Origin of the sequence: Streptococcus zalophi (assembly GCF_016481285.1) — a bacterium.
GTDB lineage: Bacteria > Bacillota > Bacilli > Lactobacillales > Streptococcaceae > Streptococcus > Streptococcus zalophi.
The window spans coordinates 111,921-132,991 of the sequence record NZ_JAENBP010000001.1 but is presented as its reverse complement, the minus strand read 5'-3'; the positions used below and the strand labels follow the sequence as shown (position 1 = coordinate 132,991).

The 21,071-nt window shown below is 33.1% G+C and carries 17 protein-coding genes; all 17 read left to right on the top strand.

Features of this window, described 5'->3' with window-relative positions:
* Window positions 1-92: 92 nt before the first annotated feature.
* The 17 genes from JHK64_RS00570 to JHK64_RS00495 all read left to right on the top strand — a co-directional run bounded on the left by JHK64_RS00570 (window position 93) and on the right by JHK64_RS00495 (window position 20,962).
* Window positions 93-599, top strand: coding sequence for an SF0329 family protein (locus JHK64_RS00570; RefSeq protein WP_199567053.1), 507 nt, complete (start codon window positions 93-95; stop codon window positions 597-599).
* Between the two features lie 64 nt (window positions 600-663).
* Window positions 664-1,242 (top strand): HD domain-containing protein, encoded by a 579-nt coding sequence (locus tag JHK64_RS00565; protein ID WP_199567052.1) that lies wholly within the window; start codon window positions 664-666, stop codon window positions 1,240-1,242.
* A 32-nt stretch (window positions 1,243-1,274) separates the two neighbouring features.
* On the top strand, window positions 1,275-1,565 hold the full coding sequence (locus JHK64_RS00560) for a hypothetical protein (RefSeq protein WP_199567051.1): 291 nt from the start codon (window positions 1,275-1,277) through the stop codon (window positions 1,563-1,565).
* Between the two features lie 80 nt (window positions 1,566-1,645).
* The gene (gene gggC / locus JHK64_RS00555) at window positions 1,646-3,211 is read left to right on the top strand and encodes a streptosactin export ABC transporter GggC (RefSeq protein ID WP_199567236.1); all 1,566 of its coding nucleotides are present in this window, start codon (window positions 1,646-1,648) and stop codon (window positions 3,209-3,211) included.
* A 222-nt stretch (window positions 3,212-3,433) separates the two neighbouring features.
* Window positions 3,434-4,069: a class I SAM-dependent methyltransferase gene (locus JHK64_RS00550; protein WP_199567050.1), complete on the top strand. Its 636-nt coding sequence runs from the start codon at window positions 3,434-3,436 to the stop codon at window positions 4,067-4,069.
* A 196-nt stretch (window positions 4,070-4,265) separates the two neighbouring features.
* Window positions 4,266-4,394, top strand: coding sequence for a hypothetical protein (locus JHK64_RS07540; RefSeq protein WP_281402378.1), 129 nt, complete (start codon window positions 4,266-4,268; stop codon window positions 4,392-4,394).
* 32 nt (window positions 4,395-4,426) lie between these two features.
* Window positions 4,427-4,747 (top strand): DsrE family protein, encoded by a 321-nt coding sequence (locus JHK64_RS00545; RefSeq protein WP_199567049.1) that lies wholly within the window; start codon window positions 4,427-4,429, stop codon window positions 4,745-4,747.
* Between the two features lie 230 nt (window positions 4,748-4,977).
* Complete coding sequence (locus JHK64_RS00540; protein ID WP_199567048.1) at window positions 4,978-5,616, top strand: hypothetical protein; 639 nt, start codon at window positions 4,978-4,980, stop codon at window positions 5,614-5,616.
* 57 nt (window positions 5,617-5,673) lie between these two features.
* The gene (locus tag JHK64_RS00535; RefSeq protein WP_199567047.1) at window positions 5,674-6,393 is read left to right on the top strand and encodes a pseudouridine synthase; all 720 of its coding nucleotides are present in this window, start codon (window positions 5,674-5,676) and stop codon (window positions 6,391-6,393) included.
* Window positions 6,394-6,582: 189 nt separating this feature from the next.
* Complete coding sequence (locus tag JHK64_RS00530; RefSeq protein WP_199567046.1) at window positions 6,583-7,872, top strand: DUF7834 domain-containing protein; 1,290 nt, start codon at window positions 6,583-6,585, stop codon at window positions 7,870-7,872.
* Entirely contained in the window at window positions 7,869-9,764 is a 1,896-nt protein-coding gene (locus JHK64_RS00525) for a DUF262 domain-containing protein (protein WP_199567045.1), read from the top strand. Before JHK64_RS00530 ends, JHK64_RS00525 begins: the two co-directional genes overlap by 4 nt.
* A 120-nt stretch (window positions 9,765-9,884) precedes the next feature.
* A complete protein-coding gene (locus JHK64_RS00520) occupies window positions 9,885-10,751 on the top strand; it encodes a Nif3-like dinuclear metal center hexameric protein (protein ID WP_199567044.1) in 867 nt (288 codons plus the stop codon).
* Between the two features lie 1,101 nt (window positions 10,752-11,852).
* On the top strand, window positions 11,853-14,480 hold the full coding sequence (gene ppdK, locus JHK64_RS00515) for a pyruvate, phosphate dikinase (RefSeq protein WP_199567043.1): 2,628 nt from the start codon (window positions 11,853-11,855) through the stop codon (window positions 14,478-14,480).
* 366 nt (window positions 14,481-14,846) lie between these two features.
* Window positions 14,847-17,306 carry an FAD-dependent oxidoreductase gene (locus JHK64_RS00510; RefSeq protein WP_199567042.1) on the top strand — a complete coding sequence of 820 codons (2,460 nt, stop codon included), beginning with the start codon at window positions 14,847-14,849 and terminating at the stop codon, window positions 17,304-17,306.
* 170 nt (window positions 17,307-17,476) lie between these two features.
* Window positions 17,477-17,881, top strand: coding sequence for an arsenate reductase ArsC (locus tag JHK64_RS00505; protein ID WP_199567041.1), 405 nt, complete (start codon window positions 17,477-17,479; stop codon window positions 17,879-17,881).
* 67 nt (window positions 17,882-17,948) lie between these two features.
* A complete protein-coding gene (locus tag JHK64_RS00500) occupies window positions 17,949-18,359 on the top strand; it encodes a PaaI family thioesterase (RefSeq protein ID WP_199567040.1) in 411 nt (136 codons plus the stop codon).
* Window positions 18,360-18,697: 338 nt separating this feature from the next.
* Complete coding sequence (locus JHK64_RS00495) at window positions 18,698-20,962, top strand: dipeptidase (protein WP_199567039.1); 2,265 nt, start codon at window positions 18,698-18,700, stop codon at window positions 20,960-20,962.
* Window positions 20,963-21,071 lie beyond the last annotated feature (109 nt).

The following is a 21,071-nucleotide window of genomic DNA, read 5'->3' as shown; positions in this document are numbered from 1 at the left end:
AAGGAATGATTTTAAAAAATTGTAGGATGTTAAATGACAAAATTTTAGAGAAGTACAAAATTATTTTCAGACATTAGATGGAATAAGGAGGAATGGTAGTGCTTGAAACTAACCACTATAAATCTTGGTCGGGTTTAAATAAGCAACTGACTGACAATATATGTGAGTCTTTACAAGGTAGAATATCTTATTTTCTTACTCGGTATCATGATGTGCATAATTCCTATGGACGAGCAACGATCAGACTTGATGGAGAAGAACTGGTTCATTTTTCTTGGGTAGCAATGTATCAGCAAGAAGCAGATATTAATGATACATGGAAAGAAACAGGAAAGTGGGATTATCAGAATTCATCCCTTAAAGAAAAGTGGGATAACGAAGCTACGTTTTCTGATTATGATTTTCTTTCAGCCGCTACTAACTATTTACAATTACCGATTAAAGATGCTTTGGAGAGTGATAATTATTTAATTAAAATTTTTGCTATTTTGGATAGGCGAGTAGGAAAAAGAACCTTAGAAAAAATACACAAAGAAGAAAAATATAAATCGTATCCTGATTGGGTACAACAGTTTTATAGGTTGAGAATTTCTGAGTAAATGAAATAGAGAAAAATGTACTTTTTATCATTATGATGCGTATGAGTAGAATTGAGGTTACATCATGGAAAAGTTAAAAAAGCAGGTCAATTTTATTGCAGAAATTGAAAAATTAAAGACCATTAAACGATTTAATAGAACATTAGATGGTAGATTTGAAAATAGTGCAGAACATTCTTGGCAACTTGCTTTGACTGCTGTTATTCTTAAAGACTATTATCCTAAAAAATTAGATATGGAAAAAGTCATGTTGCTGTTGTTACTACATGACCTGGGTGAGATTTATGCTGGAGACACTTGGGCCTTTGATGAAGAAAAAAAGACATATTCACATGAAAATGAATTAAATTCAATCGAAAAATCGTTAAGTTTTCTTCCTGAGTCACAACATAAGCAGATGAAAGCTTTATGGTTAGAATTTGAAAAAGGTGATAGCAATGAGGCAAGATTTTCAAGAGTTATTGATGCTTTAGTACCTCTTATTAATCATTTGACAGTTTCAGATAATAATTATAATCCTGACAATATTTCTGCTGAAACAGTCTTGGAGAAGAAAAAATTTATAGCAACTGAGTCAGAAAAATTATGGGTTTTAACCAAGGAACTAGTTGAAGAAAGTGTTAATAAGGGACTATATCTTTAAGCAGTAAAATAAGATGGAGTTAGGAATTACACATGGCAAACTATGTTTATCAGCAAATTATTTGTTCAAAAGATTTTCTTGAGAAATATTTAATAGATTATTTTCCAATTTGTAAGAATGAAAAAATGTACCCACCCTATATTAGTTTTAATAAACTGGTTGGTGTCTCTAATCTTAATGACTACAGAGAAAAATATGGGGAATATATTTACTATGGTGATAGTTTTTCTTACAAACAGCAAGAAAATGGAAAATATTTCAGACATCAAAAGAGACCGATTGAAATCGGTCATCATATCAATAGTGAAATTAGCTTGTCATAATAGATATAATCAACATTAAATTGAGAAAAGATAATGAGTAATTATCAAATTAGTCAATAACTTTGAAAGGTTTATTAGGTATGCTTAAGCAGTTCATTTTAAAAAGGCATCTATTTTTATATAGTCTATTCATCGCTGTGACTTGGTTAGAGGCTGTTATTACTCCCGGTCTTATTTCTATGATTGTCTCAAGTTTTGAAGAAAAGAATCTTGATGTTCTTTGGCAAGCTCTATTTTTAGGTGTTATTGGTAACCTCATTATTTTAGTTGGTCTGGCAGGAAAACGATATTACTATGCTAGATTAGTGGCAGATTTTACGTTAGCCATGAAACGTCGGCTATTCAAACATTTCCTTTACGATAAAAGTATCGGACAAAGTGATATTTTGTCAAGTCTTGAAAATGATGTTAAGCAATTAGAAGTCTCATATCTTGAACCTGCTGTCATCATCATGTCATCGTTAGGTTTTACTAGCGTTTCAATTATATATGCCTTAGTCACAAATTTTTGGTTGGGCTTGATTTTTGTCTTTTTTTACTCTATTCCAACTCTTTGTAGTGGTATTGGTAGTAAAAAACTAGATCAGATTTCTAAAGAAAAATCGACAGTTAATCAAAATTATCTATCTCAAGTAACCAATATTATTGATGGCGAAAGAGTTATCAAAAATTATGATGTCAGAGATTTCTTTTTCAAACGTTTTTTAAAGTATTTGACGGTGAGAATTAATCAGGATATTCATTATGAGCAGCAACGAACAGTTAATAATGTGATTATCAATAGCATTGATGCTTTTTGTTCAGTTGTTCCCATTATTATTGGAGGGGTGATGACTTATTATGACTATTTATCTGGCGCTAGCTTTGTAGGGATTTATCTCGTTTCTTATAATATTAGTTATCAGTTTAATGAATTGTCTTATTTCATCAATACCTACAAATCATCAAAAAAACTAAGAGATCAGTATGCTTTCTTACTTCAAGACAACAATTCTGAAAATATTGGGCTTATTACTAAATCTTTGTTTCCCATCGTATTTGATCAAGTTAGTTTAAAATTTGGTGATAAAAACATCTTTCAAAACTTATCTTTTACTATTCAACAAGGTGAAAAAATTGCAATAATCGGTCCAAGTGGAAGTGGAAAGACAACACTTTTAAACATGATTTATGGAGCGATTGTACCAGATTCAGGGGAAATTAGTTTTTCTGGTCAAGTTTTAGAAAAAAGGCAACATTCTATGTTGATAAGCTATGTTTTACAAGATTCCTATATTTTTGATGGGTTGAGTCTTGAAGAAAATATCGCTCTAGGAAAGTCTATCAATAGTCATAAAACCCATCAGATTTTAACCTCTGTTAATCTTTTGTCGTTGAAAAATCATCAGTTAATTTATGCTAATGAGCTCTCTGGAGGAGAGAAGCAGCGCTTAGAAATCGCACGTAGTTTGTATCATGATAGCCAACTGATTTTGGCAGATGAGATTAAATCAAATCTTGATAAAACAAATGCTAGTCGGATTTCAGAAATTTTGATGACATCACCTCAGACTCTGGTGGAGGTAATCCATCATTATGATGATGAGACACTAGCAAGATATGACAAGATTATTGATTTATCTGAGCAGAGACAAATGAATTTGTAATAGTTAAAAAGTTATTATAGTGTTTATAAATTGTCATTCACGAGGTGGATGGCTTTTTTTGTGATAATTTGATAAAAGAATCATTATATTTTTGAATAAATTATTATTTTCTCAAAATACATAGTATAATAAAATCAATAAAACAATAAGTTCTAATACGTTTAATCAAAATTTTTATTGTAGATATAAAAAATGAATTAAAAAATGATAAGGAGTGTTGAAATGATGCAAAAAGATAATCCTTTTAATGAAGAAGTTGCAGCATATGAAAACTGGTTTGAAACCAATGATAAATTGTTTTATTCAGAATTAGAGGCTATTAGACACTTCATCCCTACTAATGGTGAGGGTATAGAGATTGGTGTTGGCACGGGAATTTTCGCATCCAAATTAGGCATCAAATATGGTGTGGAGCCAGCTGATATAATGGCTGATGCAGCCCTAAAAAAAGGCATTCATGTCACTAAAGCGACAGCAGAAAATCTACCAATTGATAATGAAACATACCACTTTGCTTTAATGGTAACAGTCGATTGTTTTTTGGATGATGTTCCAAAAGCTTTTTCTGAGGTTCAACGAATACTTGTCAATGATGGGCTATTTATTATCGCTTTTCTCGATAAAGATACTCCACTAGGTAATTTGTATGAGCAAAATAAACATTTGCATAAGAGCTACAAAGATGCAAATTTCCATTCTGCAAAAGAAATCTCAAAATATCTAAAAGAAGCAGGTTTTGAAATACTAGACAAAAGACAAACTATTTATTCATTGGATAATGACTATCAAGACATCAAGAGTGGTGTTGGTGAAGGAGTCTTTGCTGTTATCAAGGCAAAAAAGATAAAGGTTCTATAAATGTTTCCAAAAGATTTTCATTGACGAAGAAGCGTTTCTGTAATATTATTTTTTACCTGTATTTGCATACTTTTGAAAATAGGATAAGAAGTGATAAGATATTAGAAAATCAGCAAGAATGATATCAACACTAGGTGTGACTTCATGGCTAATCCTAAAAGAATAGAAAATTCTATTTCTATTAGGATAAAAAGAAATGTACATGAATGACATTGTAACAGCAACTGCAGCTAAAGTTGCAACTATATCTCAGAATTTAGGAGTGATGGATGAAAAGGGAGTAGTAGTGATTCGACTAGACAAAACATTAGTAATCTTAGTATAATATTATTAAGAAAATTGATTGGAGAATTTGTAATGAAACTAGGAATCATTATAGAAACAAAGGAATATGAAAAGGCTTGGAACGCAATGCGATTTGCAGTTACAGCTAAGAAAATTGGACATGAAGTAAAAGTTTTCCTAATGGGTGAAGCAGTTGAAATTGAGACTATTGAACATGAAAAGTTTAATGTTGCTGAACAAGTGAAGGCATTCAATGAAGTAGATGGCGAAATGTTAGCATGTGGCACTTGTCTTAAATCTAGAAAGATGAACGGTACTGATGTTTGCCCTATTTCCACAATGATTGATTGTGTTAATATGGTCGAGTGGGCTGATAAGGTTGTGACATTCTAATTTAAGACTTATAATCAGATAAAAAGACCATGCTTTATTATAAATAATGCTTGGTCTTTACTATTTTTAACAAGCAATGATTTTTAACTTAGTCCTTAGATACGTTTCTATCAGCCTATTCTCTGACAAAAACGTAATGGTTATAATTGTAGACGTCAAAATGGAAGGAGAGAACTTCTTAATTTTACTGATTCTGTGTGATTTTCATTTGAATTATAAAGGAGAGACTCATGAATGAATCTTTAGTGAGATGGGTAATAATACCAGGGATAATTTTTCTATTTCTTTTAATCGGTCGTCAACTTCGAAAAAAAGTAGTGAAGCCGAGTTACAAAAATAATGTTCAAACCCCTGGAAAATTTGATAAATTTTTATTGACTTTGATGATAATTCTAACGATTATTCCTGTTACTCTCATGGTTATTGGATTAATTATGAAAGAAATTGAAATGGCGATGGTTAGTGCTATATTAACACTCGTTTTTATCGGGATTATTCTTTTATTAAAACGAGGATATGCCATGTCTTATCAAGAAAACGATGAGTTTTTTATCTTAAAAACTAAAAAGAAAGAAGTGCAAGTATTTTATGAGAATATTGTGGATTGGCAAGTTGGAATAAATGAGATTTCTCTTCTTGATTGGACAAGTGACCCTCATAAATACATCAATGTCAACATTAGTATCTTTAAACCTGACATCTTGCTGAAAAAAATTGCCGAAAAAACATTTAGTGGTCATTTTTTAAAGATAGACCCTTACATTATGGAAGATCTTAATAGAGAACAAGAACTCATCGAATTTTATCATTTGAATGGGTATGATTATCTATTAAAAGATTATGTTATAGACTTTAAAAAAGTTGAATGATTAAGAACAATCAGAAAAGAAGACTATTAAAACTAAAAGAAATGTTACACTATTACTATGAGATTAGATAAATTATTGGGTGAGTTAGGCTACGGGTCCAGAAATCAGGTTAAGAAAATAATCAAAATGAAGCAAGTCACTGTTGATAATGAAATCGTGCTTGATACTAGTCGCAACGTTGATCCGAGTATTCAGGAGGTTAGGGTTGGGAGTAATCCGATTGCTTATCACCAAACGGTTTATTATCTGATGAACAAACCTCAGGGTGTCGTCACGGCAAAAAAAGATAACAGATTTCAAACTGTGATTGACCTCTTGAAAGAGACGGATAAACGAGCAGATATTTATCCTATTGGTCGTTTGGATCGTGATACGGAAGGGCTAATCCTCCTCACCAATAATGGCCCGCTAGGTTATCGGATGCTTCATCCCAGCCATCATGTTGACAAAACCTATCGTGTCACTGTCAATGGTTTTCTTGATGAAGATGCTGTTCCTTTTTTCCAAGCTGGTGTCGTCTTTTTAGATGGCGCTGTTTGTAAACCTGCAGACTTAACAATCTTATCCTCCTCAGAAAATGAAAGCGAGGCTTTTGTCACCATTCGAGAAGGACGTTTCCACCAAATTAAAAAAATGTTTTTGAGTTATGGGGTCAAAGTCATCTCACTTAAACGAATTTCCTTTGGTCCCTTTGCTATTGAAGACTCCCTTTTACCAGGTGATTATCGCTTATTGACAGTAGAAGAAAAAGAGCAATTAAAGCAGTTTTTGGATTAGAGGATGGTGAAAATAGATCCATCCATTTGGGCAATGGCTGATGAGATTATTTCCATGGATAACTTGTGAATGATAAAAAATTTTGATATCCAAAGTACAATCAAGTATTTAAAATAGACAAAGTAATTCAATAATAAACCTAGCAATGTTTGCCTTCTCATTATTAATAATATCGAATTGGAGAGAATAGTGGAAGTTAAGTTTTTAAAAAAGAATATTGATGAGATATTAGTTGACAATCGCCTTCGTATTCCATCTTATCAACGACCATACAAGTGGAAAAGGAAACAGATTCGTAATCTTTTTTATGATGTTAAAGAAGTTATGAAAAATAATAAAAAAACTTCCTATCACATAGGAACTTTAATTTTGTATCATAATAAAGATGGTAAATTAGATGTCGTTGATGGACAACAACGACTATTATCGATTTCTCTTTTATTATTTGCTAGTGATAATATTCAAAAATTTAATGGGGCAAAAAATCTTTTAAATCAAGAATTTGGTATAGAAAGTTGTCAGAATGCTAAAGAAAATTTTAATGAATGGCAAAATTTGATTGAATTAGTTGGTAAGAAAGAATCCTTTGAAATCATTTGTTTTCTATTAAATCAATGTTATCTATCAGTTATTGAATTGCCAAAGGAAGGATTATCAGAAGCTTTTCAACTTTTTGATTCACAAAATAATCGTGGAAAATCTCTTGAACCTTATGATTTATTAAAAGCCTTTCATTTGAGAAGTATTAGTGCTGAACATCAAACAGAAGAGACTGTTTCTGGGTGGGAAAGTATTGTTAATAACGAAGTGTTAAATTTAAAGGATTTATTTGATAAACATTTGTTTAGAATTAGACGTTGGTCAAATGGCGAAACAGGTTTAACGCAAAAACGCTATGGTTCTTTTTTGAGATTTACAGAAGATTTTATAGATGATTTTAAAGGAGTCAATCTGTCTCAAAAAAAATATCCCTATCTAGAAATTTATCGATTATTAAAAGAAAACAATCAAAAATTTTCTTTATCCTTAACGATGCCTATTATTAATGGTCAAAACTTTTTCGAGTATATTGAAGCGTCACATCGTCAATTAATTAATATTCAACAAGTTTTTGAGCCATTTAATCAAGGTAATGTTAAAGTTGTTATTGGTCAAAAAGCTAATAAGTATCAACGCAATATAAATTTATTTTTTAACACTCTGGCTTTATTTATCGATCGATTTGGGGAAAGTTCTCTGAATCATGAAATAGTAGAAGTTATACTTATTTGGGCTTACTATCCAAGGAAAGCAAAACGAATTATGGATTCTACACTGGCAAAATATGCTGCAGGTGGACATTTTCAAAATCAGGAAACACAAAAACTATTAAAGTTGTTAAATGAATCTTTAACGCCTGAAGAATTTTTATTAAAAATTGATAGAGATAAATTTGACAATTGGAATATAGAAAGGTTAATTAAGGAGATTATCAAATGATAGAGTCTCATCAAAAACTAACTGTCACTGAATTATTTAACAATAGCTATCAAATTCCCATATATCAAAGAAATTTTTCTTGGACTTACAATGAAATTGAGCAGCTAATACAAGATATTGATGATGCTTGTATTGAACAAAAAGAGCATTACTATATAGGTACCTTGGTCGTTGATTCTAATTATAATATCATTGATGGTCAACAAAGAGCCACAGCACTAGTCATGATTGCTTTAGCTTTACAAAATGAGTATTCACAAACAATACTGAATCAAATACCGATTTTATTTAATGGTAGAAAAGGATCAAATTATACACTAAATATAATGCTTGAAAGAAAGATGGTCGATGAAAGTAATGAAATCAGTAGAGGTTATAATAATGTTAAATCTATTTTGAAATTAGTGGATGATAAAATAGCTTTTACAAATTATTTTCTTAATCGTGTGATTATATTTCAATCTATTTTACCTAAGCATCTTGATCTTAATTTATACTTTGAACGCTTTAATTCAAGAGGAAAACAGCTAGAAGCTCATGAAGTTATTAAAGCACAAATGATGTCTAAGTTAGATGAGAGAACAAGTTTAAAATTTGCTAAAATTTGGGATGCTTGTTCAGAATTTGATAAACCAGTTGTTCTTTATTTTAAAAAGAAGAGCAAATATACAGATACTAATTGTGAAAGAGAGATAATTTTCCCCACTGAAAATGTTGGGTACTATTCATTTAGACATATCTTTAGAATCGGTCTAAGTCAAAATTTTGATGAGATTGAGATTAATTCTGAAAACAAGCAAACCCTTATGGAATATATAGAAACTAACCATGATTCTGCTAAAACAGCAACAGATATCGCTTTTGAAGAAGATATTAATTACCGGACAATCATTAATTTTGAAACATTTTTATATTATGTCTATTATTTAACTACTGGAACAACTGATCTTGAAAAGATACAATTGGATGATAAAAAATTGCTTAAAACGTTTGAAGAAAAATTGCAAGCCAATAATGCTAAAGAATTTGTGATGTCATTTGCATACAATATGTTACAAATGAAATTTATTTTTGATAATTTTATTATTAGGAGTTCTCTTGAGACTAGAAGCGATGGCCGTAGACAAGAAGGGGAATGGTTTTTACAAAAAGTCTATCGTGAAGATGTTAATCAAAAACATCGAGGACATCGATACGTACAGTATCGTTTTGATAAGAATACTTTTAGCCAGTATAATAAAGAAATTTTGATGCTTCAGTCTATGTTTGCTGTAACCTTTTCTTCAAATAGAGATAGTCGCTGGTTGTTTGAAATAGTACAGTTTCTCTATCATCATATTGATGATTTACACCAGGATGATTTTGCAAAAGTATTTTTTGAAATGTTAGAAACAATGGCTATTTCATATGCTAAATCTCGAGTATTTACTGATGATTCTTTTTCAAAAATAAAATCTTATCAAGAAGGGATTTCTATCTATGCCTTTAATTTGATTGATTATATTTTGTGGAAAAACAGAGAGAGATTAAAAGAACATTATTTTGATACAAATCATTTTAATTTTTCCTATCGTAGATCCATTGAACATTGGTATCCACAGCACCCAACTGAGAATTTAGGAAAAATAAGATTAGAAGATGAATTTCTTCATTCTATTGGTAATTTAGCAATTATAACAGATGGACAAAATTCCAAATTTAGTAATCTTTCGCCACAATCTAAATATAATGAGTGGAAAAGAATTTTTAGTAGACAAAGTTTAAAATTGCAATGGATGGCAAAAGTAACAGATAAACGAACGAAAGAAGGACACGATTGGAATAAAAAAGATATTTCTGAGTTTGCTTCAATTATTGAAAAAGAAATGATTGCATTCATAAATTCCAAATAATTTTTTATCAGTGGAATAAATACTGTTTCTTTAGATATGACTCTTGCTTAGAAAGAGTCATATGAAGTACTTCTAGAGCAACGAAAATCATCAAAACTCTATTTTATTAAGGAGGGTCACATGATTATTTCTGAAATGATTGCAAAAACAAAAGCATTGTACAAGGGTGGAAGCTATCTGGGTGTCACTTTTGATGAGAAAACGACACGTGACAAGGTGTTATACGGACAAGAATGGCTTAACAGACCTTGTACTGGCATTATAACGACTTGTTGGGCTAGTGTGGATGTTATCAAAGAAGCGATTCATCAAGGGGCGAATCTGATTATTACTCACGAGGCTATTTTTTGGAATCATGGTGACCACAGGGAGTGGTTAATTGATAATCAGACTTACCAAGCTAAAAAAGAATTACTTGATAAACACCAAATTGTGATTTGGCGAAATCATGACTATGTGCATTCAGGCATGAGGCAGACAGATGGTAGCTATGTCGACGGTATTCTCCATGGTTTTGTTAAGGAAATGGGCTGGGAGAATGCCATTAGTGACCTCACTAAGTATCCGATTGTGTTTCGTTTTTCAGAACCAAAAACTCTCAATCAGTTAACCAGAGAAATGGTTGAAAAATTGGGAATTGAAGGCTTACGATATGTTGGTAAACCGGATGAACCCATCAAAACACTAGCAATAGGACTGCATGCACTTGGAAACGACAATAACTTGATTACACTGCTCAATCAAGAGGGCATAGACGCTCTGTTACTAATGGAAATGGTTGAATTTACTGTTTTAGAGTTTGTTCATGATTGCTTAAGCGTTGGACGACAAAAAGCTATCATTAGCCCAGGACATTTCAGCCTAGAAGACCCAGGAATGAAACATATGGTAGCATATCTTAAAGAAAACCTCGATTTTGAAGGCAGTATTCAACATGTTCCATCAGGTAGGATGGTTAGCTATCAAGTGGTGGAAGATGGGAAGTGATGAAGTGAAGAAAATGGTTGTTATATATTATAATTAATTAAGCTTAAATATTGTTTTTTATTCAAGCGACTTAAGTATTCAAAAAACATCTATTTCTAGATGTTTTTTTTTGAATAAGAAAGATAGCTCACATTTTCCATATTTAATGATTTAAATAGGCATCGATTAATCAATTCTAACCTCTTTCTAAGGGTTACACTCGCTATTTTTAAACACAATAAAAATGTTCGATGGAGAATTTTAAAAAAACATATGTTATAATGCGGGTGTAATGTGATTATCAGTCACTGTTTGAAAAAGCGACTTTAGTACGCTCAAAAAACGGATGATTGGTAATAGCGAGTTAAAAAAACTTATTATTTCTATTGTCAATTTTGAGTTTGAAACGACTATCAATTTGAACGAATTGTCAATAGTCAACTTCTTTCATAGTCTATTAACAATTATGAACAAGGTTAACAATGTTGTTACATTAATCAAGCTACTCAAGCTATTTTTTAATATTTTTTGTGAGTAAATGTAAACGATTACAAATTATTTTTTTTATCGTAGGATATTTTTTGAAACTTCAAAGCTTGCCTCTATAACACAAACATCGTTGTTTAGAGGGAAAGGAGGTGATTAAAGTCTTATATTGCTTCGCAAATCATTATTATAAAGAAGAACGTTGAACAAATTATAAAAAAATAATAAACATAAACAGATTATGAAACGAGTTGTGATGGTTTAAATAACACGATGATATGTTTCATGAAAAAGTGGCATCAAGGAGGTAACTTCAGTAAAAATCTCAATAATTTATGAATGTCAGTAATATGAGATGATTGACAATTAAATTAAGAAGTATCATTTCTACCACATTGACTAATAATCAAAAAGTATTCTTATTTTAATCATATTTGGATGCAATCAAGGCTATTCATAATTTGACTAAGTATTAAATAATCTTAAGATAAAAATATATCTTTATTTGCGAGCAATTTAGATAAAAACGTCATAATATTAAAAAGATAACTTATTTTCTAGTCATTAAATAACATCTATCATCACTTTCATTTAATTAATTTTATAATGATAACGGAGTTTTTTGGAGGTTAAGGTATGAGTAAGAAATGGATATATCTCTTTAAGGAAGGCGATACGAGTATGAGAAATCTTCTTGGAGGAAAAGGTGCAGACCTTGCCGAGATGACAAAGCTCAATCTTCCTGTTCCTCAAGGGTTTACCATTACCACTGAGGCATGTACGCAATATTATAAAGATGGGAAAAAAATTAATGATGACATGTTTGAACAAATCATGGATTATATCACTAAACTAGAAGAAATAACAGGGAAAAAGTTCGGGGATGCTGACAATCCTTTACTTGTTTCGGTCCGTTCTGGTGGGAGAGTATCAATGCCTGGTATGATGGATACTATTCTCAATCTTGGTTTAAATGATGCTGTTGTTGAAAGACTATCAGAAAAATCTGGTAATCCTCGCTGGGCATGGGATTCCTATAGAAGATTTATTCAAATGTATTCTGATGTGGTAATGACACTTGATAAAAAAAATTTTGAGACTCTTATTGATGAAATGAAGACTACAAAGGGGATAAAAGAAGATGTTGAGTTAAATGCAGAGGATTTACAAGAACTGACTCAACAGTTTAAAGCTATCTTCAAGTCAAAGCTTGGTTCAGATTTTCCAAGTGACCCTAAAGAACAACTGATTGGTGCTATAAAAGCTGTTTTTCGTTCATGGGATAATCCAAGGGCAATTGTTTATCGACGTGATAACGACATTCCTTATTCTTGGGGGACAGCAGTTAATGTGCAGATGATGGTCTTTGGGAATATGGGTGATACATCGGGCACTGGAGTAGCGTTTACAAGGGATCCTGCTACAGGAGAAAAACGTTTAATGGGGGAATTTCTTCTCAATGCACAAGGAGAGGATGTTGTGGCAGGGATACGCACACCTCAACCTATTGAGCAATTAAAAGAGATTATGCCAGAAGTATACGCTGATTTTATCAGAATTTGCCAAACGCTTGAAAATCACTACAAAAATATGCAGGATATGGAGTTTACAATAGAGGATAAAAAGCTCTATATGCTTCAAACAAGAATCGGTCAAAGAACAGCATTTGCAGCTTTAAAAATAGCCTGTGATTTTGTCGATGAAGGCTTGATCTCCAAGGAACAAGCTGTCACAATGATTAATCCAAGAAATTTAAACACACTTTTACATCCTGCTTTTGATGCAAAAATACTAGAAAAGACAAAACCGATTGCAAAAGCACTTGCAGCATCACCAGGTGCAGCTAGTGGACAGATTGTATTTACAGCTGAAGATGCTAAAAAATGGGGAGAATTAGGAAAAGCTGTCATTCTTGTGAGATTAGAAACGTCTCCTGAAGATATAGAAGGAATGAAAGCTGCTAAAGGATTTCTCACGGTTCGTGGTGGCATGACTTCTCATGCGGCAGTGGTTGCGCGTGGTATGGGAAAATGTTGTGTTTCTGGTTGCTCAGAAATTATTATGGATGAGGCTAATAAAGTATTTAGACTTGCTGGAAAAGAATTTCATGAAGGAGATGTGATTTCTCTAGATGGCACAACTGGCAAAATCTATGAAGGAGAAATTCCGACCAAAGAAGCAGAAATTGTTGATGAATTTGAAAGAATTATGGATTGGGCAGATGAATTTAGAGTTCTTGGAATTCGTACAAATGCAGATACTCCTCAAGATGTTAAAAAAGGAAGAGAATTGGGTGCTGAAGGTTTAGGGCTTTGTCGGACAGAACACATGTTCTTTGAACAAAGTAGAATTGATGCTTTTCGTGAAATGATTTGCTCAGACACTCTTGAAGAAAGAGAAGAAGCACTTGCTAAACTTCTTCCCCTCCAACAACGGGACTTTGAGCAAATATTTGAGGCGCTAGAAGGAAATCCGGCTACTATTCGATTCCTTGACCCACCTCTTCATGAATTTGTACCTACTTCTGAAGAAGATATTAAAAAGCTTGCAAAGACAAAAGGTAAATCTGTTAATGATATTAAAGATATCATCAATTCGTTACATGAGTTTAATCCAATGATGGGCCATAGAGGCTGCCGTCTTGCTGTTACCTATCCTGAAATTGCCAAAATGCAGACAGCAGCAGTTATCAGAGCGGCTCTTGCTGTTCAAAAAGCCCATTTGGATTGGGAGATAAAACCTGAAATCATGATTCCGTTAGTATCTGAGATTAAAGAACTTAAAGTGGTTAAAGATATTGTTGTTAAAACTGCAGAAGCCGAAATTGCAGCAGCAGGCATTGATCTCAAATATGAAGTGGGTACCATGATAGAACTCCCAAGAGCTTGTTTAACAGCAAATGAAATTGCAAAAGAAGCAGATTTCTTCTGTTTTGGAACAAATGACTTAACACAGATGACATTTGGATTCTCAAGAGATGATGCTGCTAAGTTTTTAGAGTCTTACTATGAGGACAATATTCTTGAAAGTGATCCTTTTGTTAAAGTCGATCAAAAAGGTGTTGGACAACTGATTGAAATGGCTGTTAAGTTGGGAAGAAAAAACAATCCTGCCCTTCATGTAGGTGTTTGTGGTGAACATGGTGGCGAACCTTCTTCCATTGCATTTTTCCATAAGCTTGGTCTTGATTATGTCTCTTGTTCACCATTTAGAGTGCCTATTGCAAGACTTGCAGCAGCACAAGCAGCAATCTCAAACAAATAATATTTTAAAAAAGATGAGTCTAAACGATAACAATCTTGTCTTTACATTTGATTTATCTTTATGACACTATCTGCAAAGGGTTATGTTTTGTACTGAGTACAGAATATAACCTTTTTTTGTGTACAAGAAATGCCATGTTTAGTTTTTCAACAAAATCTTAGAAGTTGTCAATATTAGTTTTATTTGAAATATAGATAACTAATAATCTAATTCTGATCAGAGTCATCTTTTTAAATCATATTTGACAAATCAGTTTCTGGTATGCTATATTTTATATACCCAAAGGGGTATATAAATGCTGCGATTATAGAAATGTCAAAAGATTTTTTTTAATCTAAAGAAGTAGAAAATTGTTTGGAGGAACAGATGGCTAAAATAGTAATTATTGGTGGTGTTGCTGGTGGTGCTACTGCTGCAACAAGGTTGAGACGTTTAAATGAAAAAGACGAGATTATTTTATTTGAAAAGGGAGAATATATTTCTTTTGCCAACTGTGGGCTTCCTTATCATGTTGGTAATGTCATTAAAGACCGTGACAATCTTTTGTTGCAAACTGTCGAAGGAATGAGTAGTCAATACGGAATTGATATTAGAAATTTATCAGAAGTAATTGACATCAATCCAGATGAAAAAACGGTTACTGTTTATGATGCCAAAAATAATCGTGAGTATGTCGAAACTTTTGATCATTTAATTATCTCAACAGGAGCTAAACCAATTGTCCCACCTATTAAGGGCTTAGAGAGCGCAAACAATATTTTCACTCTCAGAAATATTCCCGATATGGATTTAATTAAAGACTATATTGCAACTCACTCCATTCAAACAGCAACAGTTGTTGGAGGAGGCTTTATTGGTCTTGAGATGATGGAAAACCTTGTTGAATTAGGGATTCAGGTCAATTTGGTTGAAATGGCAAATCAAGTCATGCCAAACCTTGATTTTGAAATAGCTCAACAATTACACGCGCAAATTAATTTTCATAAAGTCAATCTCATTCTTTCAGATGGTGTGACTGAAATCAAAGAATATGGTCAAAAACTAATCCTATCTAGTGGTCAAGAATTAGCCACAGAAATGATTATTTTAGCGATAGGTGTTGTTCCTGAAAATAGTCTTGCAAAAAAAACTGGTTTGGAGTTAGGGTTTAAAGGCGGCATCAAGGTAAGCAAACGTTTAGAAACCTCTGCCAAAGATATTTATGCCATTGGTGATGCTATTGAAGTTGTCAATAAGGTCACAAAAGAAGCGACTAATATTCCTCTTGCTTGGCCTGCCAATCGTCAAGGGCGTTTAGTGGCTGATATTATTAATGGTATTGATACTAGCTATCCAGGGACCCAAGGAACATCAGTTGCAAAAGTATTTGAATTAACAGCAGCAAGTACTGGAAACAATGAAAAACAATTAAAAGCAGCAGGCATTGATTATGATGTCATTCACATTCACCCTAATTCACATGCTGGTTATTATCCTGGTGCCTCACCAATAGCCTTAAAAATTCTTTTTACAAAAGAAGGCAAAATCTTGGGCGCACAAGCGATTGGTACTGAAGGAGTAGAAAAACGAATAGATGTTATCGCAACAGCAATGACATTTGGTGCTAAAGTAGAAGAATTGGCAAGTATTGAATTAGCCTATGCCCCACCTTATTCTTCTGCTAAAGATCCTGTCAATCTCCTTGGCTACACAGCTGATAATATTAAAAGAGAAATGGTTGAGACATTCCAGTGGCACGAAGTTGATCAACTGCTAGCTTCTGGTGCTTATTTCTTAGATATTAGAGAAGCATTTGAATTAGCAACAGGCAGTTTTGATGGCAGTAAGCATATTCCTTTGAACCAACTAAGAAATCGATTGGACGAAATACCAAAAGATGTGACCATTCATGTCTACTGTCAAGTAGGTCAACGTGGCTATAATGCAGCTAGAATTTTGAAACAAGCTGGTTTTGAGGTTAAAAACCTAGATGGTGGCTACAAGACTTATAAGCAATCAAAATACCAATTGATTTCTTTTAAACAAGAAACCATTCCAGAAAAGAAAGAAGAAAAAACGACCACGATTTCTGAGAATATAGATGCCATTACTCTTGATGCCTGCGGTTTGCAGTGTCCAGGTCCTATCTTAAAAGTTAAGGAGTCAGTTGATGGCATGACAGATGGCCAAGTTCTTAATATCCAAGCGAGTGATTTTGGCTTTAGTGCAGATATTGAGAATTGGGCAAAAAACACTGGTAATACGATAGTTGATAATAGAATTGAGGGCAATAAAGTTCTCGTTAGCTTAGTCAAAGGCAAAGACCTTCCTAGTGAAAAAGGACCAAATTCTCTTTTAGCTCAAGAAGGAGTCTTGCAAGAAACCAAAGATGGCATGACTATGGTTGTTTTTAGTGGTGACTTGGATAAAGCGCTAGCTTCAATGATTATTGCCTCAGGCGCTGCAGCTTATGGTAAAAAAGTGACAATCTTCTTTACTTTCTGGGGCTTATCAATGCTGAAAAAACAAAAAGTGAAGAAATCTGGTTTAGCGAAACTATTTGACATTTTCCTTCCTTCAAAAGCAAATGATATGCCACTTTCCAAAATGAATATGGGTGGTATGGGACGTCAAATGATCAAACACATCATGAAAGAAAAAAATGTGGATTCCTTGCCAGATATGATTGAACAAGCCCATCAATTAGGTGTGAAATTTGTTGCTTGTACCATGAGTATGGATCTGATGGGGATAGAAAAAGAAGAATTATTTGATTTCGTTGAGTATGGAGGCGTTGCGACCTTTATTGGTGATAGTGAAAATGCCAATATGCAGCTGTTTATCTAATACTTTCAATTATTCAAGATAAAAAGAGGGCTAACGAAGTCCTCTTTTATAATGGTTGTATCATTTTTTGGCTTTCAATCACTAAAAACCAACCTTTTTAACTTTTGCTCATTATAGTGTATACTAGAAGTCAGATGTTACTTATTATAAAAAAGTAAAAGAGGTTAGCTATGAAAAAGAAAAAAGTGGCTTTTCTATGTGTCCATAATTCCTGTCGCAGTCAGATTGCGGAAGCTTTGATGAAAAAATATGGCTCACATATTGCCGAGGTTTATTCTGCTGGTACTGCTCTTAAAAATCAGATTAATCCTGATGCGGTGAGACTTATGAAGGTGCTCTATGGTATTGATATGGAAGAGTCTCAAACACCTAAGTTAATAACTGATATTCCGGCAGTTGAACAAGTTATTACTATGGGTTGTAATGTCAGTTGTCCAGCTCTTCCCTATTATTATGACACAGAGGATTGGGGTTTGGATGACCCAACAGGAAAATCAGATCAAGCCTTTATAAAGATTATTTCTGAAATTGATGAGAAAGTAAGAGAGTTTATCCAGCAATTAGAGCAATCATAATAATTATCAGACTTTTATTTCTAAAGTACAATAAGATCTGTTTGATTTAAAGGAGAGAAGAAAACTAATGCAAGACATTCATTTTAAGGAACTACGAATTTTTGAAAATTATCATATGGAGACAGTTGAAGAAGGGCATGTGGTGATGACTACCAAGGTGACGCCTTCTTCTCTTAACTACTACGGCAACACTCATGGTGGTTATCTGTTTACCTTATCTGATCAGGTCAGTGGATTGGTTGTAAGGACTACTGGTTTTGAGTCGGTTACTTTGCAGTCAAACATTAATTATTTAAAGGCCGGTCATTTGGATGAGACCTTGACGATTGAAGGTCAGATTGTTCATAATGGTAGAACGACCAAGATTATTGATGTTTTAATTCGAAATAACAAAGAAGAAATTTTGACTAAGTCTAGTTTTACCATGTTTGTGACAGGTAAGAGAGAAAATAGAGACAAGGTCGAAAGCAGTGACTAATTTTTAAAGAATGATAAACTCTCAATAAGGTATTTTAAGTTTCTCTTGTTGAGAGCTTTTTTCTTTTTGAATATTAGTTATAACAAAAAACGTTTTCAGAAAATCAATGAAAGATAACAAGGGTATTTCAATGAAAAACAATTTTGTTTTTTATATCACAAATCAGTTTATATGTAATATTCAAAGGATTTTTCAATCATTTTTCAAGTTAGAAATTATTTTTGTAAGCGCTTCAAAAAATACCTGTTTTCTATTGATTTTATAAAAAGTAATAGGTATAATACGAATGAAAGGGGGGAAAACCTATGAAGAAATTCTTCTATTTCATAGGAGTTATCATGTTGTGTTTTGTCTTTTTTAGTTTCACTATGACAGTGGATGCTTGTACAGGCTTTATTGTTGGTAGTGATTTAACTGAAGACGGCAAAGCTTATTTTGGTCGAACTGAAGATCTTGAAGTGAATCATAATAAGGTTTATCAAGTTCATGAAGCCGGTGAATATAAAGCTGGCGATAAAATTGTTGATGTCTCTACCAGTGAAGATGGTGGTTATGAGTATGTTATGGAAAAAGACTCTAACCAATTCACTTCAGTTAGTGATACCACTCCAGAGTATGGTATCTTTGATGAAGCAGGTTTCAATGATAAAGGTTTAGTTGTTGATATGACTGTTTCAGCAAGTTATAGAGATGAGATTGATGCCGTTGACCCATATGTTGAAAAAGGGGTTACTGAGGCAGTACTTCCAACTGTTGTATTAGCTAGTGCTGATACTGCAGATCAAGCAGTGGAACTTATTGCTAATGAAGTGGCTACAAAAGGCGCTTCTGAAGGCAATGATTTAGTTGTAGCTGACCATGATGACACTTGGTATATGGAAATCTACAGTGGTCATCAATTTGTAGCAATGAGATATCCTAAGGATAAATTCTCAGTAATGCCAAATACTTTCTGGCTCAATGAAGTGACATTAGACATTGGCGAAGAATTTGACAATTACATCATTTCTAAAAACGGTCAATTCCTCTACTCTAAAGGTATCTTTGATGTGGCTAAAAAAGCTGGTACTTTTAAAGGCGATGAAGCAAAACGAGTTATTGACTTAGCTGGTTCTTATGCTCCTGAGAAATTAGTGGAATCCAATCGTTCTCGTGTTTATTCTGGTATCAAACACCTCAATCCAGACGCTAATGTGACTCTTGAAGATCAATACTATAATTTCTTACAAGATGCGCCAGAAAAAAGTATTAGCCTACAAGATTTAATGGCTCTTACTAGAAATCGTATGGATCATATTGGTTTAGTGGCTGATGAATTAGGTGATCCAAGTCTTTATCCGATTGGAAATCGTAACACCATGGAAGCACATATCTTCCAGCTCGATCATGAAAAAATGACTGATACTTATCCTGGTGTGATGTGGCTTGCTATGGGCTCTCCATTAGTATCTCCTTATGTGCCGTATTATCCAAATCAAACAACAGGAATTGCAGCTATTCAAAATCAAACGAATGAGTTTTCTGAAGACTCTATGTACTGGATAGCAATGGACATTTTACACATGGTTGAAACTAACCGTGATGAATTCATGAAAATTGTTAATGACAAATTAACACCAGCAGAACAAGAAATTATGAACCAAGCTGTTTTAGACGGCCCACAAACCAGTGAAGCAGCAACTGCAAACAATAATGAATTAGCTGAGAAAGCTTTTGCTACTATGAAAGAAATTCGTGAAGAATTAATGGTAGCTCACGCTAAATACCTTGCTGAAAATGACTATGTGACTAAGTATCGTGCCAATAGAAGAACAAGAGCTTTTGCTGGTTCAACAATAACTGTTGAAAAAGGCACTTCAGATAAGAAGATTCTCTTAAGCATTAATGGTGGTGGACAAATCACAGCAACTGATGTGTATGGTAATGATTTACCAGCATTAAATAAAGAATTGACTTATTCTATCGCCAAAGCAGCTATTGACAATCCTATTTTCTATGATGATCAAAATAATATAATCGCTTATGACTTAGTGAATGACTTTTATGTCTTTAAGACCAAGTCAACACATGTTACTTTTAAAGAAGCCGTTGAATACAAGATTATTGAAGGTGCCAATCAAACTTGGCAATCTGAACAAACAACTGGTCTAACCATTGTTTCAGATGGTGATTTGGCTAAATTCCTCAATTTGACAATTGATGGTCAAGTCGTTGATGCTAACAATTATGAGCTTTCAGATGGTTCAACCAAACTGACTTTGAAAGCAGACTACTTAAAAACTCTAGCAACAAACGAAGATAAGGAACACGATATAACACTCAACTTTAATGATGGTAAAGCAAGTACTAAATTGACTGTTACTAAACTTTCAAACAATCAAACGCCACCATCTACTAAAGATGAAGAGTCTAAAGACACTAAAAAAGATAATCAAACAACTAAAGAAACTACCCAAACTCCTAAGGAAAAAGCAAGCAATCAAAAAGGCTTACCAAAAACAGGAGATGAGACAAATACAGTAGTGGCTGGTACTTTACTTGCCCTATCATCATTAGCTTTGTATGGCTATGGTCGTAAAAAACGTGAAGAGGAGTTGCAATAGTAACACTCACTTCACAAATCAAAAAAAATTTATCACCTTAAAGAGGTGAAAAGAGACAAATTTTTGAGAGAACGAAAATCGTTCTCTCTTTTTTTATTAATCATTATAA

What these genes read in the sequence shown, in the direction of transcription:
- JHK64_RS00570 (WP_199567053.1), top strand. Translation starts at nt 93, where the DNA reads ATGGTAGTGCTTGAAACTAACCACTATAAATCTTGGTCGGGTTTAAAT.
- JHK64_RS00565 (WP_199567052.1), top strand. Translation starts at nt 664, where the DNA reads ATGGAAAAGTTAAAAAAGCAGGTCAATTTTATTGCAGAAATTGAAAAA.
- JHK64_RS00560 (WP_199567051.1), top strand. Translation starts at nt 1,275, where the DNA reads ATGGCAAACTATGTTTATCAGCAAATTATTTGTTCAAAAGATTTTCTT.
- gggC (WP_199567236.1), top strand. Translation starts at nt 1,646, where the DNA reads ATGCTTAAGCAGTTCATTTTAAAAAGGCATCTATTTTTATATAGTCTA.
- JHK64_RS00550 (WP_199567050.1), top strand. Translation starts at nt 3,434, where the DNA reads ATGATGCAAAAAGATAATCCTTTTAATGAAGAAGTTGCAGCATATGAA.
- JHK64_RS07540 (WP_281402378.1), top strand. Translation starts at nt 4,266, where the DNA reads ATGTACATGAATGACATTGTAACAGCAACTGCAGCTAAAGTTGCAACT.
- JHK64_RS00545 (WP_199567049.1), top strand. Translation starts at nt 4,427, where the DNA reads ATGAAACTAGGAATCATTATAGAAACAAAGGAATATGAAAAGGCTTGG.
- JHK64_RS00540 (WP_199567048.1), top strand. Translation starts at nt 4,978, where the DNA reads ATGAATGAATCTTTAGTGAGATGGGTAATAATACCAGGGATAATTTTT.
- JHK64_RS00535 (WP_199567047.1), top strand. Translation starts at nt 5,674, where the DNA reads ATGAGATTAGATAAATTATTGGGTGAGTTAGGCTACGGGTCCAGAAAT.
- JHK64_RS00525 (WP_199567045.1), top strand. Translation starts at nt 7,869, where the DNA reads ATGATAGAGTCTCATCAAAAACTAACTGTCACTGAATTATTTAACAAT.
- JHK64_RS00520 (WP_199567044.1), top strand. Translation starts at nt 9,885, where the DNA reads ATGATTATTTCTGAAATGATTGCAAAAACAAAAGCATTGTACAAGGGT.
- ppdK (WP_199567043.1), top strand. Translation starts at nt 11,853, where the DNA reads ATGAGTAAGAAATGGATATATCTCTTTAAGGAAGGCGATACGAGTATG.
- JHK64_RS00510 (WP_199567042.1), top strand. Translation starts at nt 14,847, where the DNA reads ATGGCTAAAATAGTAATTATTGGTGGTGTTGCTGGTGGTGCTACTGCT.
- JHK64_RS00505 (WP_199567041.1), top strand. Translation starts at nt 17,477, where the DNA reads ATGAAAAAGAAAAAAGTGGCTTTTCTATGTGTCCATAATTCCTGTCGC.
- JHK64_RS00500 (WP_199567040.1), top strand. Translation starts at nt 17,949, where the DNA reads ATGCAAGACATTCATTTTAAGGAACTACGAATTTTTGAAAATTATCAT.
- JHK64_RS00495 (WP_199567039.1), top strand. Translation starts at nt 18,698, where the DNA reads ATGTTGTGTTTTGTCTTTTTTAGTTTCACTATGACAGTGGATGCTTGT.